Genomic DNA, 17,106 nt, shown 5'->3' with positions numbered 1-17,106 from the left:
ACAAAAGGAGCTATAAGCACAAGAACCCAACAGGAATATGTTGGGTAAAAAAAAGACCTTTCCGTTTAAATACGGAAAGGTCTTTTAAAGTAAAATTATGTAATTTGTAAGTTACTAATTACACTTAATATATATTATCCTTCATTATTCACACACACATTTTCTATAAGTCTTACAATGTTTTCTGAGAAAAGGTCTTGAGCAATACTCATCGATTTTAATCCTCCTGTATTGTTATCTATCAAACTAATCTCTAAATTGGAATCATCTAAAGTGGTAACTAAAATCAACTGAACACCTAAGTTATTTGCAGTATTAGCTAGATCTGCCAAGTACGCATCATCGGCAACATCGTAAATATCATCTTCTCCTCCCGCTTGAGAATCTGTTATAAGTATAGCAAGTTTAGTAAGATTCTCTGTTCTATAACTACCTGCAAAATTATTATTCAAAATTTCATTTAACAATAAACCTCCTGGTTCCATATTAGTAGCAAAATTACCAAACCCCGAATCTAAAGTTACAAATAGCTTATTAAATTGTGTGCTAAAGGAGGCTGCATTGCTTGGTGCAAACTTTTCCATCATGGTGAAGTAATGATTACTACTCGGGTTTGTACTTGTCATAATTTTTTGGTCTGCAGGTAGACTTGTATAATCTGCTTGGTTTGCATATGTAGGTTCAAATTGGCTATCATAGGTATCATAAAAGGATAACGAAAGCCTATAATCTCCGCCAGACTGATCTATTACAGCATCGGTAATTGGAGTCAAAGAATTTTGAATATTTTCTACAACAAAAGACATAGATCGCGAATAATCTACTAGAAAAGCAACGTCCATGCCTTCATTACATGCAAACGGAAAAGTATCTACCTCTACAACTTCACTAGTATATTCACAGTCTTCATCGCTACAAGAAAGATTAACCAATAGAAAGCATACACATAAAAGCATTAGAATTTTACTCGTACTTCTATCTATTTGGTTTTTATAATTTAAATATTTCATTTTTTTTAAATTTTAATTTAAATTCAGATTTATAAAAAATCTAGATTCGTTAATGGGTTATGGACACAATAAAAAATTAATAGCAGACTACTTTAAATTCCGTTCTACGGTTAATACGATGTTCGCTATCTGTACATGGTACATTATTAGAGCATTTGAGATTTTTAAGTTCGCTTTCACCTGCTCCTCTGGCAATTAACCTACTACTGGAAATACCTTGACTCACTATATATTCTACTGTAGCATCTGCTCGTCTTTGCGATAATTGTTTGTTGTATTCTTCTGATCCTTGACTATCTGTATGTGATGACATTTCTACTAAAATATTCGGATTGTTATTCATTAGTTTTACAATACGAAGTAGATCTGGAATAGATGCTGGTAAAATTTCAGATTTATTCAAATTAAAATTAATATTATCTAAATTGATAGCTTTACCACATGGATCCATACACATTTCTAAATCAATAAAAAGAGTTGTATTTCTATTATACCAACCTGTTGAAACTTCAATTTCATTAGAATAATAACCACCTTTTTTACCACTAATAGCATAGGTAGATTCTTGTATTATGTGTAAGATAAAATCTCCTTTATCATCAGACAAAGTATGCTTCTCTCCTGCTTTTATTTTATTTCTTAATAAAATATCTACACCTTGAATTTTTTCTTCCGTATTACATTCGAATACAGTTCCCTTTAGGATGAAATTTTCATCGGTATATAAAATCTCTTTTTGAATTCCTGTGTTTTCTCTTTTACACTTTATAAATTCATCTTTTGTAATACTATTTCCTAATAATTTTACATTATATAATTGGGATTCTATGATATAATCATCTTCTACAACATCTTCAAAAACTACCATTCCTAGAACATCGGTTGTACCACTTTTCACAATAGTACCTTCTAAATCTTTTAAAACAACACCAACATCAGGTAAAATACTTCCTGTCAATTTATCTTTTGCTATTATAGTAATAGCGCATCCGCAATCTGCACAACAATGTGGAAAATGGTCTAATTTACAAACCGGACATATATTATCTTTTTTATTTAGTTTCCAGGTTAATCCTGCAAATACACCAACAGACGAAATATCACAATCACAAGCTTCATTTCTTGATTTTAGATCATCCTGAAGAGTATAAATAGATTCTCCTGTACTTCCTGTATTAGAAGTAAAAGACTCGTAAAAAGCAGATACTCCAGATTCGTTTAACTCTTCAATACCAAAATGTCTCATGTAATATCCACCAAGATGAACACCTAATTTTTCCGTTAAAAAATAGGTAAAACGAAGTTGTCCCTTAAAGGTAAAAACACCAGAATCTTTGTAACCAGCATGAAAATTTAGTGGTACATTTGGTGATGTAGAAGTTCCTTCTAGAAGTGTTCTACCTCCTTTTATGGAAGCCAAACCAAAACGAGTATTCGCTTCCACTTTAAACTTTCCTGAATTCGTTCGGTATTGCGCATTTGGACCAATACCATAAAACATGCGTGTGATTTTATCTTCACTAAGATTAAAAGAATTTATAGGAGTCACTCGGTCTGACAAATACAAATCGGATGTAGGATACGTGTTTTTTGATGTGTTGTTGATATAATCAAAATCAAAACCTAGACCAAACCAGTTCCAATAGTAATCTACAGATGCACCTACATTTAATCCTGCCTCATAATCCATATATGGCGTATTATTGTCATAGGTAGGAAAGTCATAACCAACTCTAGGACTAAATTGAAAATAGTTTTCATCTAATGTTTCTTGTTGCGCAAAAACGGTGTATATATTTATAAACACGAATAGCAATAACAATAATTTTAAAGTCTTTTTCATAACGTAAAATAGCTTTTAAACTTGTAAGTAATATATGACAATAAATATACTTTCTTTTTTAATATTAATAAACTGTATAGCAAGAAATTATATAAAAATAATGGATATAAAAAAACCCAATACAAAATGTATTGGGTTTTAATTTATAGTTAACCACTTAAACTGGTTTCGTGAACAATTAATGTCTATCCACCAAAGTCATCAAAACGGATATTCTCATCATCTATTCCGAAGTCTTCACCCATTTTTTGAACTGCTTGGTTCATTAATGGAGGTCCACAGAAATATAATTCAATGTCTTCTGGAGACTCATGTTTAGATAAATATTGATCGATTACTACTTGGTGTATAAACCCTGTAAACCCATCACCGTTAGGATCTTCAACATCTTGTTTTAGTTGCCAGTTATCTGCTTCCGTAGGATCTGATAATGCAATAAAGAATTTGAAATTCGGGAAATCTTTTTCTAATGCTCTAAAGTAATGTATGTAGAATAATTCTGCTTTAGAACGTCCACCATACCAATATGTTACTTTTCTTCCAGTTTTTAATGTTCTGAATAATTCATATAAATGAGAACGCATTGGCGCCATTCCTGCTCCACCACCTACGTAAAGCATTTCTGCTTCCGAATCATTAATAAAGAATTCACCATAAGGTCCAGAGATGGTTACTTTATCTCCAACTTTCTGATTAAAAATATAAGAAGATGCAACACCTGGATTTACATCCATCCATCCGCCTTTGGCGCGATCAAAAGGAGGCGTTGCAACACGTACATTAAGCATAATTTTTCTTCCTTCTGCAGGGTAAGAAGCCATAGAATAGGCTCTTTCTACAAGTTCGTTATTTTTCATAACCAACGGCCATAAACCAAACTTTTCCCAATCTCCTTTAAACTTATCTGGTTCTCCTGGATGATCTTGAGGGTGTGCAGAAACGTCCATATCTGCATATTTAATTTCACAACTAGGGATTTCAATTTGAATATATCCACCAGCTTTGTAGTTCATATCTTCTGGGATCTCCACTACAAATTCTTTAATAAATGTAGCAACGTTATAGTTTGAAACTACGGTTGCTTCCCATTTTTTAATTCCGAAAACTTCTTCAGGAATTGTAATTTCCATGTCTTGTTTCACTTTTACCTGACAAGATAAACGTGCGCCATGCGCTAATTCTTTTCTAGAAAAGTGCGGTGTTTCTGTTGGTAATGCTTCGCCACCACCGGAAAGGACGTGACATTCACATTGAATACAAGTTCCACCACCACCACATGCAGACGGTAAGAATATTTTTTGAGCTCCTAATGTAGATAATAAACTATCTCCAGAACTTACTTCTATTTCACGTTCTCCGTTGATCGTAATCTTTACAGGACCAGATGGAGATAACTTTTGTTTAACAAATAATAACAGAGATACTAATACTAAAGTTACTAGTAAAAAAGCTGCTACAGTTGCTATTATGATTCCTAATGTGCTTGCTGCTAATATCATGTTACTCGTTTATTGTTGTGTTGTTAGCTAACTCCTTTGAGCTTTCTTTATCTACCGTTTCTACTTGTACTGTTTTATCGGCTTTCGTTTCTTCTTCATCACCTCCGGTTAACATTCCACCAAAACTCATAAACCCAATAGCCATTAAACCCGTAATGATAAATGTTATTCCTAAACCTCTTAATGCTGGAGGAACGTTAGAATATCTAATTTTTTCACGAATAGCTGCAATAGCTAATATTGCTAAAAACCATCCTATTCCAGAACCAACGCCATATACAGTAGCTAATCCTAATGTTGGAATTTCACGAGATTGCATGAATAAAGACCCTCCTAAAATGGCACAGTTTACTGCAATTAATGGTAAGAAAATACCAAGGGAATTATATAATGATGGTGAAAATTTCTCCACTACTATTTCTACTAATTGTACCATGGTTGCAATAGTTGCAATAAACATGATAAAAGAAAGGAAACTTAAATCGTAGTCTGCATATTCTGCACCCAACCATTTTAATGCTCCTGGTTGTAACACATACTGATCTAATAACCAGTTTAAAGGCACTGTAATTGCTAATACAAAGATTACTGCAGCTCCTAAACCAACGGCTGTAGTTACTTTTTTAGATACGGCAAGGTATGAACACATTCCTAAGAATACGGAAAACACCATGTTATCTATAAATATCGATTTTAAAAATAATTCTAAATATTCCATTTTTTTATAGTTTGTTAGTAGTTACTAGCTTAATCTTCTATTAATGCTTTGTTTCTACTACGTTGTACCCAAATAATAATTCCTACTACAATTAATGCCATAGGAGGCATAATCATGAAACCATTGTTTTCGTAACCTAAAGCGTATAATCCTGTTTTTTCAATAGGATCTCCTAATACAGGAATACCTAGTAAAGTTCCAGCCCCTAAAAGCTCTCTAAAGAATGCTACAATAATTAAAATCACTCCGTATCCTAAAGCATTTCCAATACCGTCAAGAAAAGAACGCCAAGGTTTGTTTGCTAAAGCGAAAGCTTCAAAACGCCCCATAATGATACAGTTTGTAATAATTAATCCGACAAATACAGAAAGTGTTTTACTTAATTCATAAGCAAAAGCTTTTAATACTTGATCTACAATAATTACTAATGCAGCAACCACAATAAGTTGTACAATAATTCTAATTTTTGAAGGTATAATGTTTCGCATTAAAGAGATAACTACGTTACCAATAGCTAATACAAATAATACCGAAACAGACATTACGATGGCTGCTTCCAATTCTGCAGTAATTGCTAATGCAGAACAAATACCAAGTACTTGAATCGTAATTGGGTTATTATCTGCTAATGGATCTGTAATTAATGCTGCGTCTTTTTTTGATAAAAGTCCCATAAATTAATTCTTTTTTAAGTTTTCGAAATAAGGTACATATTGCTTAAGCTCTGATTTTATCATTGCAGAAACACCGTCTCCAGTAATTGTTGCACCAGCTATTGCATCTACCTCGTTATCTGTTTTATCTTCGTTTTTAGGATCGTTGTTACTTTTAGAGATATTAATACCTTTAAAAGTTCCGTTAGACTTTAGGTGTTCTCCAATAAAGTCATCCATAAAGAAACGTTGTTTAATGTTTGCACCTAAACCTGCTGTTTCTCCTTTATGATCAAAATAAGCACCTTGTACCACCATGTTCTCATCCATAGCAATATAAGCCCAAACGGCATCCCAAAGTCCTTTTCCTCTAATTGGTGCGATATAAAATGTTTGACCATCTTTTTCACCAACAAATAAAGGAAGTTTTCTTACCTCTCCAGCTTTTGCTCTTGTTTGTTGTTTTTTCACATCGATTAGATATGCTTTATCGTCTTCAGATACTTTATCTCCTTCAATTACTAATTGTTTTTTGATGTATTCTGTAAACAATTCTGGAGCTTTATCTGTAGAAACAAAAATGGCAGAGTTACCTTCATTTTCGTTGATTCCCATAGCATACAAAATGTTTTGTTGCTTTTCTAATCTTTCGTTATTATCAATTCTTGGTCGTAATGCTGAAGCTGTAAAAGCTAGCAAACCTCCTACTACAATTACCATTGCAATGGCAAAAAGTATAGTGTATGAGTTTTTATCTGTTCTTTTTTCCATGTTTAAGCAACTTTAGTTTTTAAACGCTTCATTCTTCTTTTTACATTTCCTTGAACCACGTAATGGTCAATAGTTGGCGCAAACACATTCATTAATAGAATGGCTAACATTACTCCTTCTGGATATGCAGGATTAAATACTCTAATTAATATAGAAAGGAATCCTATTAAAAATCCATAAATCCATTTTCCTTTATTGGTTTGTGATGCAGTAACAGGATCTGTTGCCATAAATACCGTACCAAAAGCAAAACCACCAATAAGTAAGTGTTGCCAAAATGGTGTACTCATTAATCCGTAAAACTTACTTCCATCTGCAATTACTTCCGCATTTACAAGACCATTAAATATTAATCCCATTGCTAAAGCTCCAACAGCAGAAGACAACATAATTCTCCAGCTTCCTATTTTAGAAAACACTAAGAATAATGCGGCTAATACAATTAACAATGTGGATGTCTCTCCAACAGAACCAGGAATAAAGCCTAAAAACATATCTGCTACAGAGTGTGTGACTTCATGATTTTGAGCCAAAGTTCCTAAGATCGTTTCCCCAGAAATAGCATCTGGAGTTCCAGCCAATTCTTTTGCACCTTCTACCCAAACTTTATCTCCAGACATCCAAGTAGGATATGCAAAGAATAAGAATGCACGAATGGTTAATGCAGGATTTAATATATTCATTCCTGTACCACCAAAAACTTCTTTACCAATAACAACACCAAAGATTACTGCTACTGCAAGCATCCATAAAGGAATATCGATTGGTACTATAAGTGGTACTAACATTCCCGTTACTAAGTACCCTTCTTCTACTTCGTGACCTTTAATTACTGCGAAAATAAATTCTACAAGTAAACCAACTCCGTAAGAAACAAGTACTAATGGTAACACTTTCCAAAGCCCAACAACTAAGTTGTCCCACGCCCAGAAAGAAGAACTAAAAAATCCGTTAGCTGCTTCAATAGCTCCAGAAGCTAAATAATGTTGATAACCAGCGTTAAACATACCGAATATTAAACATGGTACAAGTGCCATGATTACCGTATTCATCGTACGTTTTAAATCGTCTGCTGCTTTGATATGAGTACCATTATGCGTAGTCTCATTTGGCAAGTACAAAAAAGTATGGATTGCGTTAAACGCAGGAGCCATCTTTGTTCCTTTATACTTTTCTTTTAAGTTATGTAAATTACTTTTTAAACCCATTTTGTAATATTTTTCATTTCTCGTTGTTCAATGAATAATTTATCCAATTTCTTTTAGCATTAAGTCTAACCCTTTTCTAATAATATCTTGATGCGGTTGTTTAGATACACATACAAATTCTGTTAAAGCAAAATCTTCAGGAGCAACTTCGTACATTCCTAAAGCTTCCATTTCATCTAAATCTTTATACATACAAGCTTTTAAAATTTGCATTGGAAAGATATCTAAAGGAAAAACCTCTTCGTATGTTCCAGTGGTAACAAAAGCACGATGTTCTCCATTGGTATTGGTATTTAAATCGTATTCTTTGTTAGGTGTTAACCAAGAGAACGTAAATGCTCTTGAAGTAGACACTTTATTAAAAACGGGTTTATTCCAACCAAATAATTCGTAATCGTTACCTTCTGGTATTACGGTAATTATATTACTGTAATAATCTAAATAACCATCTGGTTGTACTTGCTTACCGCTTAATACGTTTCCAGAAATGATTCTAATATCCTCATTTTTATCTACGCCGTTATCATAAATCATAGACGCAACCTCAGCTCCAAGTTTAGTAACAAAGTATCTTGGACTTTTCACAGAAGAACCTGCTAAAGCAACAATACGTTCTGCATTAAATTTACCCGTTAGTAATAATTCACCAATAATAACAAGGTCTTGTGCGTTTACTGTCCAAACAACTTCTCCTTTATTAACAGGATCTATTTTGTTTATTTGTGTACCCACGTTCCCAGAAGGATGTGGCCCAGAAACTTTATGAATAGTTGCACCAGAAAGGTTAGCTAATGGAGAGTTACTGTTTTTACCAACAGAAATATGAACTTGTCCTTCGGTTAATTTAGTTAACGCTGTAACAGCAGCTTGTAATTCTGCTTCTTTACCTTGAAGGGTAAAATCTAGATCTGCAGCCAATGGTGCAGAAGCATAAGCAGAAACGAAAATTGCTTTTGGCGCTTTGTTTGGATTTGCAATTACATCATAAGGACGTTGCTTAATAAAAGGCCAACATCCTGAAGCTAACAAATGTGCTTTAACGTCTTCTGCTTTTGCAGCATCTACATTAAACTTACCATTATCTTGGTAAGATTGCTCTTTGTCGGCTTGAATTTTAATTGCTAAAATTTTACGTTTTTCTCCACGAGGAATGTCTGTAATTTCACCAGAAACTGGAGAAACAAATTGTATAGCTTCGTTCGTCTTATCGTAAAAAATAGGTTCTCCTGCTTTTACTTTAGTTCCAACTTTCGCGATTAATTTGGGTATAACACTGTGGAAATCTTCTGGTCTTACAGAAAAAAAGTTACTGATAATGGCATTTTCTTTTGCCTTTTCTGCAGTTCCTTTTAACTTAATATCTAGACCTTTTTTAATCTTAATGTCGTTTGACATATTATAAATCTATTTGTTAATAGTTATAGTGTTTCTAATTCTTAATTATCTTAAAAATCGATGCAAATTTACGAATAAATCCATAAAAACATGGTTAAAAATCGTCTTCCATACTATTTATATTCAATCTAAATAAATTGATTAACTTAGGCATAAAATTTGCTTATATTTACTGCAAATCAACAATTTTACACCTGTGAATTTTAAATACATACTAGTAACACTCTTGTTTTCCACAACACTTTTGGCACAAGTAGCACAAGAAGTTGCGCCACCAGATTATATCAAAACAATCACTTTTAAAGGGAACACAGCAGAAAGTCAATTGCCTGTTTTAAAACTTGGCGAATATTTAAAACTAGAATTTGACGCCTTAAATGGTGACGAAGAAGACTTTTATTATGTGATAGAACATTATAATTATGATTGGACGCCTTCCGTTTTATCTAAAATTGAATATTTAGATGGTTTCGACAAACAACGTATACGAACTTACGAAAACTCCTTTAATACCCTACAAATTTACTCGAATTACCAACTAACCATTCCTAATGAACAAACACGCAGACTAAAAATTTCTGGGAATTATATGCTTAAAATTTATGATGATTATGACGACCTTGTTTTTTCAAGAAAATTCATGATTTATGAAGTAGCGGCAAATGTAGGTGTAGCGATAAAAAGATCACGTGATGTTAGAGAAATAGAAAGTAAACAAACGGTGGATATCACCATATCATCTACTAATTCTCATTTTAACAATCCAAAACAAACCATTAAAACAGTTATTGTTCAAAACAACAATTTAAATACTGCAATTTCTGGTATTAAACCAATGTACACATTAGGTAACGAACTTATTTACAAGTATAATACAGAAACTAGTTTTTGGGCTGGAAACGAATATTTATGGTTTGAAAATAAAGATGTTAGAGCAGCAAATACAGGTATTCAGTTTATTGATTTAAAAGATTTGTACCACAATTATTTATACACTAATCTGGTAAGACACGACAAACCTTACACGTATAACCCAGATATTAATGGTAATTATTTGGTAACCGCAATAGATGCTAGTAATTCTAGTATTGAAGCAGATTATGTTTGGATGTTTTTCTCTTTGCAATTGGATCAACTGCCAGACGGCAAAGAACTACATGTCTATGGTAATTTCAATAATTACACCATTGATGAAACTACAAAAATGGCTTTTAATACAGAACGAGGTGTTTATAAAAATGCAATTTTATTAAAACAAGGATTTTACAATTATAAATATGTAGTTGTAGATAAAAAAGGTAATGTAGACGAAGGTGCCATTAGCGGAAATTTTTGGCAAGCAGAAAACAATTACAAAGTATTGGTTTACTATAGAGATCTAGGCGCTCGTTATGATAAGATTATTGGTCTTGGCGAAGCTAGCTCTGTTAATATTACTAATTAATCAGAATATTTCATTATATTCCTATCAAAGAAATACTAAAATAAGTTTTAATTATTTATTTTTTAGTATTTTTGATTACTAAAACCCCTGATTATCAGAAGTTAAAATGGTTCAACAAGTTACAAAAGGCATAAAAATATCGGTAGACACTACTTTTGAAGGCACATTTTATAAAAATTATAAAATACAATTCGCCTTTGGATATGAAGTAACTATTGAAAATCAGAGTAAAGACTCTGTGCAACTTAATGCAAGACATTGGACAATCTTTGACGCGCTAAACCACGTGGAAACGGTTTCTGGTGAAGGTGTTATTGGTAAAAAACCTGTTTTAAAACCGGGAGAATCTCACACCTATAATTCTGGTTGCTTACTTACTTCTCCTTTTGGAGCGATGAAGGGATATTACGAAATGGTGAATTTTAGCAATACCAAAAAATTTCATGTAGCAATACCGACGTTTAAACTAAGCGCTCCTTTTGCTTTAAATTAATTTTCTTTAATTTCAAATCTGTACACCCTTCCGTTTTGTTCTACATGAAAGAATTTACAATTGGAGTAATGTATAAATTCATAAGATTCATGATACTTAAACCCAGTTTCATTCACTTCATATAAAGCGTGCACATCGATATTTCCATGCGGTGAAATTCGTTTATACCAATATTCTAAATTCTTTTCGGTTTCATGCAACTCATACCAAGCTCCAGCAGCAATACCAGAAAGCCATTGTGCTTTTTCATGTAAATCTGCAACATGCTTAGGCTCTAAAGTACCCACAAAATTTGGCGTATGCTCTTTTAATTTATCTAAAAAATAACGCCTATTATCTTTACTAACCGAAGATGTATATTCAGAGATTTCTCCAGCTTCCGAAACTTCATAAATCCTATTTCCCGTATCTGCAATTACTACATTACCAACCGTACTTGGCGTAAACCATTTCGATTTTTGCAACTTATTATGTATTACTTTATCGGTTACGGAAGCTATTAAAGCATCCGTAACAAAGCGTGCGCAATTACATGCGTTTTTCACAAAAGCCGCATACCGAATAAAGTCTCGTTGCTGCATTTTTGTTATATGCTGCCTTGCCAAATCATAATCTACAGCATCACAAACCGAAGCTATTAATTTACCTTCACCATGGGTTAGTTTTGGGTGTGTACCAAGAAATTCCAAAATTTCATTTAAATTCTGTATTTCGTCATCTTTAATACTAGCGGTAACAGGAAAATCTAACTCATGATCGGTATCTCGACCTCTAACTCTTCCGTTAGGTTCTGGTGTAATATATCTCCCAAAATCATGATACTCTAAAACACCTGTCGTTTTTTCAATTAAAACCAAAGCAGCATGCCCCGCTCTTAGATAATTTTTTTTTCCTATCCCTATAAAACGTAAATATGGCGAATACCATTCGTCTGCAACCATCACAATAGTTTCTGGATACGCAAGTGTTACAATAATTGCTGTATTATTCATGAATTTTTTCAGGAAATAAAAATAATTTAGAAGATTGCGTATTGCTTTGCAGGTTTTTAAAAAGCATAGAAACTTTATCTTTTGTTTTCTCCACCTGAGTAATACTAGTCGTTTTCACAAAACCTCTATCCATAATAACACCGTATTCCGTATTATCTATATGTGTATTTTGATGAAATTGTAACGCTTTCGCGGAAGACAGTTCGTTTTTGGTTTTAAAATTTGCAAACCATTGTTTCCGCTCTTCTCGCATGGCTTTAGTATACAAAGTAGATGAAGACCAAACTCTAGCTTCCTTAGGTAACTTACTGAAATATTTCTGAGTTCCATCCCAAACCAATTCATAAAATTGTAAATCCGTATTCCAATCGGCAACTACTATAGTAAATGGCTCAATATCGTGAAGGTCATATGCTTCTATTGCGGTAACAATTTCTTCCGAAGCTAATAAATCTGTAACCACAACTCCTCTACTCAATCTATAGTTATCCTTTCTACTATGCAAGTCAAAACCGCCATTTAATAAACAAATCAATCGGCTTTTTTCACTAACACCAATCCAGGTTCCTCCAGCTTTTTCGTCTTTAGGAAACAACATTTTAGTGGTATTTACCGAATAAAAATCTGGAGATAAAGAAACACGATTTGGTGCTTCATCTCTATTCGAGGTTAACACAAAATCATTTTCTCCTTTAGCAAAAATAGTTACTGTACACATGTTTTTTGTAGTCTTTAATCTGCACGGCAACTTACAAAAAATATCTTATAATTTAACTTGCCTTTAATATTTCAAAGAATTACTAATCTATAAAAATATCGTAACTTTGCACTTCAAATTTTACAACTAAAAACTCAAAATAAAATGGGAAAAGGATTTTTTAATGTTCCAATCGCAATAAACGAACCTGTAAGAGCGTATGCTCCTGGTTGCGAATATCGTGAAGCTATTTCAAAAACATATAAAGAAATGTACAACAGCAATTTAGACGTGCCAATGTACATAAACGGGAAAGATGTTACTACTGGTAACACTAGAACAATGTCTCCGCCTCATGATCATAAACATATTGTTGGTCAATACCATATCGCTGACAAATCGCATGTAGATGAAGCTATCTCTACTGCTCTTGAAGCAAGAAAAGGTTGGTCTCAAGTGCCATGGCAAGATCGTGCTGCTATCTTTTTAAAAGCTGCCGAATTAATTGCTGGTCCATATAGAGCAAAAATAAATGCTGCTACTATGATGGCACAATCTAAAACCATTCACCAAGCAGAAATTGATGCTTCTTGTGAGTTAATAGACTTTTTACGTTTTAACGTACAGTTTATGACAGATATGTACCACGAACAACCAGAAAGTACAAGTGACGCATGGAATAAAATTGAATACAGACCTCTGGAAGGTTTTGTATACGCGGTATCTCCATTTAACTTTACTGCTATTGCTGGTAACTTACCTGCTTGTATGGCAATGATGGGAAATGTAGTAGTATGGAAACCTAGTGATTCTCAAATATACTCTGCAAAAGTAATTATGGATGTATTTGAAGAAGCTGGCGTACCTGCAGGTGTGATCAATGTAGTATTTGGTGATCCAGTTATGATTACAGACACCGTATTGGCTAGTCCAGATTTTTCTGGTTTACACTTTACAGGTTCTACTTATGTATTTCAAGAATTATGGAAACAAATTGGAAACAATATCCATAACTACAAAACATACCCAAAAATTGTTGGAGAAACTGGAGGTAAAGATTTTATCGTTGCCCACAAAACTGCAAACCCAAAACAAGTAGCAACTGCTATTGTTAGAGGTGCTTTTGAATTTCAAGGACAAAAATGTAGTGCTGCTTCTCGTGCTTATGTTTCTAAAAGCATTTGGAATGAAGTAAAAGAGCAAGTAATTAAAGATGTAAAATCTTTTAAAATGGGATCTCCAGAAGATATGAGCAACTTTATTACTGCTGTAATTCATGAAGGTTCTTTCGATAAACTTGCAAAATATATTGACCAAGCTAAAGAAGACAAAGGTGCCGACATTATTGTTGGTGGTGGTCACGATAAAAGCAAAGGTTACTTTATTGAGCCTACTGTAATTGTAGCAGAAGACCCAAAATATACGACGATGTGTGATGAGTTATTTGGACCTGTTATGACTATTTATGTTTATGAGGATGACAAATATTCGGAAACCTTAAAACTAGTTGACGAAACTAGTGACTACGCGTTAACTGGTGCTATTTTAGCAACAGATAGATATGCGGTTATTGAAGCAACAAAAGCTTTAGAAAACTGTGCTGGAAACTTCTATATTAACGACAAACCAACTGGTGCTGTTGTAGGACAACAACCTTTTGGAGGTGCTAGAGGTTCTGGAACAAACGATAAAGCTGGAAGTATTTTAAACTTACAACGTTGGGTTTCACCAAGAATGATTAAAGAAACATTTGTAACACCAACAGATTACAGATATCCATTTTTAGGAGAGTAAACAAAATTAATTATACACAAAAAAACCCTTGAAATTTTATCATTTCAAGGGTTTTTTTATACCTTTTATCTTAAATCTATACATAATTAAAAAAATACTGAGAGAACTTCATATATTTAAAAAGATTAATCAATCCCTCTATTATATGAAAAATTTATACTTTTTATTATTTTCCTTTATTACTTTAACCACATTCTCTCAAAACAAAAAAGCCCTTCTTAAGTTTGACACCTCAGATATGGAAACTTCTTTTTTTGCACAAAAATCTGTAATTGGAGATATTACCAGTTATAACCACAAAACAATTAACAACCTAGGGTTTTACCAAGCATACAAAACAATTGCTCAAGGAGACCTGCAAGAACGTCTTTTACCTGTACAAAGCTTAAAAGAGCAGCGCAACCAGAGTTACTTTACTAATGTAATTCCGTTAGCAATATTACATAGCGACTTTGAATCTATAACAGAAACCGCTATGCGAAACCACATAGTAACTAGAGATACGCAAGGAAATTTGCGAAGAACAAATGTAGAAACACCTGTTTTTGAAAAAAGCACTATAACCACTGCTTCTGCGCTACGTGCAACAACAAAAGGGCTGCAAACAACATTTCGCTTAGATGCTTCCAATGTATTTAATACTACAGAAAATGGCTTTCAAAATATTGCAATAGATTTTAATGACGGTAAAGGTTTTAAAAATATAAACCTAAATCAAAACATAGTTATCGATTATTCCGAAGCAGGTAAAAAAACGCTCCATTTCGCTCTAACTTTAGATAATAACGAAGTAATTTCAAGCACTTCAACTATTGAAATTAAATACTCCAATCAAGATTTAAATACTTACCAAAATAGAGTAATTACCACATTCACTTCTAGTATTACTCCTAATTTATCTGCTTATGGTGAAGCTACTTCCTATCCAGGAGTTGGAGAATATGAAATATATTTAAGTGATGACAACATTTTGGACAAACCTATTTTTTTAGTCGACGGATTTGACCCAGGTGACGGAAGAGACATTACAGGATTACGCGAATTATTAGATTTTGATGATAATGGTTCCACATCCAACCTAGAAGCACTAGTTAAAGAAGAAGGTTTTGATGTGGTATATTTAAACTTTCCAGTATATGCTCGGGCTGCCGACAATGCCATTATTGATGGAGGTTCCGATTTTATTGAACGTAACGCTATGTTACTAGTGCATTTGATTGAAGAAATTAATGCACAGAAAGTAGGAAATGCACAAAACGTAGTTATTGGCCCAAGTATGGGCGGACTAATCGCGAGATATGCATTAAATTATATGGAAAGTGTGCCTTCCCTGAACCATGACACAAGATTATATATTTCTTTTGATGCACCACATCATGGCGCAAACGTGCCAATCGGTTTTCAACATCAATTTAATTTCCTTGCTTTTGGTTTAGATGATTTTTGGTTTTTGGGAGACCAAAATGTAGAGGAACTACAACCAATTATTGATGGTATGCTAACCTCTGCAGCCGCAAGACAAATGCTTACCGATCAATTTGAACCACATATTACAAATAGTGACGGTGTAACTTTTAATAGCAGTTTATCCACACCAAGAGCACATGGCTTTAAAAACACTTTTTTCCATAGTATGAATGCGCTTAGTAATAATGCTTACGGATTTCCAGAATTAACCAGAAACGTTTCTATAATTAATGGTAGCGGTAATAATAGTCGGTATCAAGACAACACTTCAAATACTAACAACTTAGTTCCTGGTAGCCGAATTGTAAATGCAAATATTGATCTTTTTGATGTTGCAGAGCTAAAAGCTAAAACCTATTTTACACCAGCTGCAGGAACACAAATTGAAATGAGCCAAGTACACTTAGATTTTCCGCTTTGGTTTCCTTTGGCAAATGACAGAAGAAACAATGCAAGTACAACTTCTTTTACATACTCGGATGGTATTGATTCGGCTTCCGGTGGCCTTTTTGATATTTTAGGACTTACCGAAGATTTGGCAACGGATGGTTTAGTAGGTGAATTTTTAGGTTCCTTAACCACAGATCACTTTAACTTTATACCAAGTGTAAGCGCCATGGCTTTTGAAATATCTGCGAATGAAATTAATTGGTTTCATGCCCCATCTGGAATTACAACCGCCAGAGCAACATCTAACCTCACCCCTTTTGATGCTTGGTATATGCCAACAGAGAATCAACCTCACGTTACTTTAACGGAAGCTAATGTCGCATTTGCTCTAAATGAAATTTTTCAACAACCATTATCTACAAATACGAACCTAGAAACCAGTATTAAACTAGAAAAAAACCCAATTACAGATGCTTTACATATTCTAAGCACCAAAACATTTAACAATGCTAGAATTACTATTGTAGATGTTACAGGCAAAATGGTTTATAATACTAATTTAACATTAAACACAAAAACCAGAATACCGTTACATGTTGCTTCCGGTTTATATATTTTACATATTGAAACTTCAGAAAACCAAAACTTAAAAACAAAGTTTATGGTAAAATAACAACCTAGAAATTTAAGAATATAAAGCGCTTCTATTTTGAAGCGTTTTTCTTTTTAGAT

Annotated in this window: 14 protein-coding genes; 4 read left to right on the top strand and 10 right to left on the bottom strand. The window is 33.3% G+C overall.

The annotated features are described in order from the left end of the window. Positions 1-134: 134 nt before the first annotated feature. From ACVCZW_RS11385 to ACVCZW_RS11350, 8 genes are all read right to left on the bottom strand, one after another. A complete protein-coding gene (locus ACVCZW_RS11385) occupies positions 135-1,010 on the bottom strand; it encodes a hypothetical protein (protein WP_452229826.1) in 876 nt (291 codons plus the stop codon). Positions 1,011-1,086: 76 nt separating this feature from the next. Further along, a complete protein-coding gene (locus tag ACVCZW_RS11380) occupies positions 1,087-2,853 on the bottom strand; it encodes an OmpA family protein (protein WP_452229825.1) in 1,767 nt (588 codons plus the stop codon). Between the two features lie 185 nt (positions 2,854-3,038). Further along, positions 3,039-4,352, bottom strand: a complete 1,314-nt coding sequence (gene nqrF, locus ACVCZW_RS11375; RefSeq protein ID WP_452232465.1) for an NADH:ubiquinone reductase (Na(+)-transporting) subunit F — start codon at positions 4,350-4,352, stop codon at positions 3,039-3,041. Position 4,353: 1 nt separating this feature from the next. Beyond that, the gene (nqrE, locus tag ACVCZW_RS11370) at positions 4,354-5,070 is read right to left on the bottom strand and encodes an NADH:ubiquinone reductase (Na(+)-transporting) subunit E (RefSeq protein ID WP_452229823.1); all 717 of its coding nucleotides are present in this window, start codon (positions 5,068-5,070) and stop codon (positions 4,354-4,356) included. A gap of 29 nt (positions 5,071-5,099) precedes the next feature. After that, on the bottom strand, positions 5,100-5,744 hold the full coding sequence (locus tag ACVCZW_RS11365; RefSeq protein WP_055445098.1) for an NADH:ubiquinone reductase (Na(+)-transporting) subunit D: 645 nt from the start codon (positions 5,742-5,744) through the stop codon (positions 5,100-5,102). Positions 5,745-5,747: 3 nt separating this feature from the next. After that, positions 5,748-6,494: a Na(+)-translocating NADH-quinone reductase subunit C gene (locus ACVCZW_RS11360; protein WP_452229822.1), complete on the bottom strand. Its 747-nt coding sequence runs from the start codon at positions 6,492-6,494 to the stop codon at positions 5,748-5,750. Between the two features lie 2 nt (positions 6,495-6,496). After that, positions 6,497-7,702 carry an NADH:ubiquinone reductase (Na(+)-transporting) subunit B gene (locus ACVCZW_RS11355; protein ID WP_452229821.1) on the bottom strand — a complete coding sequence of 402 codons (1,206 nt, stop codon included), beginning with the start codon at positions 7,700-7,702 and terminating at the stop codon, positions 6,497-6,499. A 39-nt stretch (positions 7,703-7,741) separates the two neighbouring features. Then, complete coding sequence (locus ACVCZW_RS11350) at positions 7,742-9,097, bottom strand: Na(+)-translocating NADH-quinone reductase subunit A (protein ID WP_452229820.1); 1,356 nt, start codon at positions 9,095-9,097, stop codon at positions 7,742-7,744. Between the two features lie 196 nt (positions 9,098-9,293). Here ACVCZW_RS11350 and ACVCZW_RS11345 point away from each other — a divergent pair, with 196 nt between their 5' ends. Both ACVCZW_RS11345 and apaG read left to right on the top strand, forming a co-directional pair. Next, the gene (locus tag ACVCZW_RS11345; RefSeq protein ID WP_452232464.1) at positions 9,294-10,541 is read left to right on the top strand and encodes a type IX secretion system plug protein; all 1,248 of its coding nucleotides are present in this window, start codon (positions 9,294-9,296) and stop codon (positions 10,539-10,541) included. 106 nt (positions 10,542-10,647) lie between these two features. Next, positions 10,648-11,034, top strand: coding sequence for a Co2+/Mg2+ efflux protein ApaG (gene apaG / locus ACVCZW_RS11340; RefSeq protein ID WP_452229818.1), 387 nt, complete (start codon positions 10,648-10,650; stop codon positions 11,032-11,034). Here apaG and ACVCZW_RS11335 read toward each other — a convergent pair. Further along, a complete protein-coding gene (locus ACVCZW_RS11335; RefSeq protein ID WP_452229817.1) occupies positions 11,031-12,026 on the bottom strand; it encodes a DUF6695 family protein in 996 nt (331 codons plus the stop codon). The two genes, apaG and ACVCZW_RS11335, sit on opposite strands and share 4 nt — an antisense overlap. Then, a complete protein-coding gene (locus ACVCZW_RS11330) occupies positions 12,019-12,744 on the bottom strand; it encodes an NRDE family protein (protein ID WP_452232463.1) in 726 nt (241 codons plus the stop codon). Before ACVCZW_RS11330 ends, ACVCZW_RS11335 begins: the two co-directional genes overlap by 8 nt. 144 nt (positions 12,745-12,888) lie before the next feature. Here ACVCZW_RS11330 and pruA point away from each other — a divergent pair, with 144 nt between their 5' ends. Together pruA and ACVCZW_RS11320 are read left to right on the top strand one after the other, a co-directional pair. After that, positions 12,889-14,517 carry an L-glutamate gamma-semialdehyde dehydrogenase gene (gene pruA / locus ACVCZW_RS11325; protein ID WP_452232462.1) on the top strand — a complete coding sequence of 543 codons (1,629 nt, stop codon included), beginning with the start codon at positions 12,889-12,891 and terminating at the stop codon, positions 14,515-14,517. Between the two features lie 145 nt (positions 14,518-14,662). Further along, complete coding sequence (locus tag ACVCZW_RS11320) at positions 14,663-17,047, top strand: T9SS type A sorting domain-containing protein (protein WP_452232461.1); 2,385 nt, start codon at positions 14,663-14,665, stop codon at positions 17,045-17,047. The last annotated feature ends 59 nt before the right edge of the window (positions 17,048-17,106 follow it).

Source organism: Lacinutrix sp. MEBiC02595, from assembly GCF_053601555.1.
The sequence above is the reverse complement of the archived record's forward strand: the minus strand, read 5'-3'. Positions and strand labels throughout refer to the sequence as shown.

Excerpts from the sequence above, each read along its gene's own strand:
- ACVCZW_RS11385 (WP_452229826.1), bottom strand. The coding sequence starts at position 1,010 with ATGAAATATTTAAATTATAAAAACCAAATAGATAGAAGTACGAGTAAA.
- ACVCZW_RS11380 (WP_452229825.1), bottom strand. The coding sequence starts at position 2,853 with ATGAAAAAGACTTTAAAATTATTGTTATTGCTATTCGTGTTTATAAAT.
- nqrF (WP_452232465.1), bottom strand. The coding sequence starts at position 4,352 with ATGATATTAGCAGCAAGCACATTAGGAATCATAATAGCAACTGTAGCA.
- nqrE (WP_452229823.1), bottom strand. The coding sequence starts at position 5,070 with ATGGAATATTTAGAATTATTTTTAAAATCGATATTTATAGATAACATG.
- ACVCZW_RS11365 (WP_055445098.1), bottom strand. The coding sequence starts at position 5,744 with ATGGGACTTTTATCAAAAAAAGACGCAGCATTAATTACAGATCCATTA.
- ACVCZW_RS11360 (WP_452229822.1), bottom strand. The coding sequence starts at position 6,494 with ATGGAAAAAAGAACAGATAAAAACTCATACACTATACTTTTTGCCATT.
- ACVCZW_RS11355 (WP_452229821.1), bottom strand. The coding sequence starts at position 7,702 with ATGGGTTTAAAAAGTAATTTACATAACTTAAAAGAAAAGTATAAAGGA.
- ACVCZW_RS11350 (WP_452229820.1), bottom strand. The coding sequence starts at position 9,097 with ATGTCAAACGACATTAAGATTAAAAAAGGTCTAGATATTAAGTTAAAA.
- apaG (WP_452229818.1), top strand. The coding sequence starts at position 10,648 with ATGGTTCAACAAGTTACAAAAGGCATAAAAATATCGGTAGACACTACT.
- ACVCZW_RS11335 (WP_452229817.1), bottom strand. The coding sequence starts at position 12,026 with ATGAATAATACAGCAATTATTGTAACACTTGCGTATCCAGAAACTATT.
- ACVCZW_RS11330 (WP_452232463.1), bottom strand. The coding sequence starts at position 12,744 with ATGTGTACAGTAACTATTTTTGCTAAAGGAGAAAATGATTTTGTGTTA.
- pruA (WP_452232462.1), top strand. The coding sequence starts at position 12,889 with ATGGGAAAAGGATTTTTTAATGTTCCAATCGCAATAAACGAACCTGTA.
- ACVCZW_RS11320 (WP_452232461.1), top strand. The coding sequence starts at position 14,663 with ATGAAAAATTTATACTTTTTATTATTTTCCTTTATTACTTTAACCACA.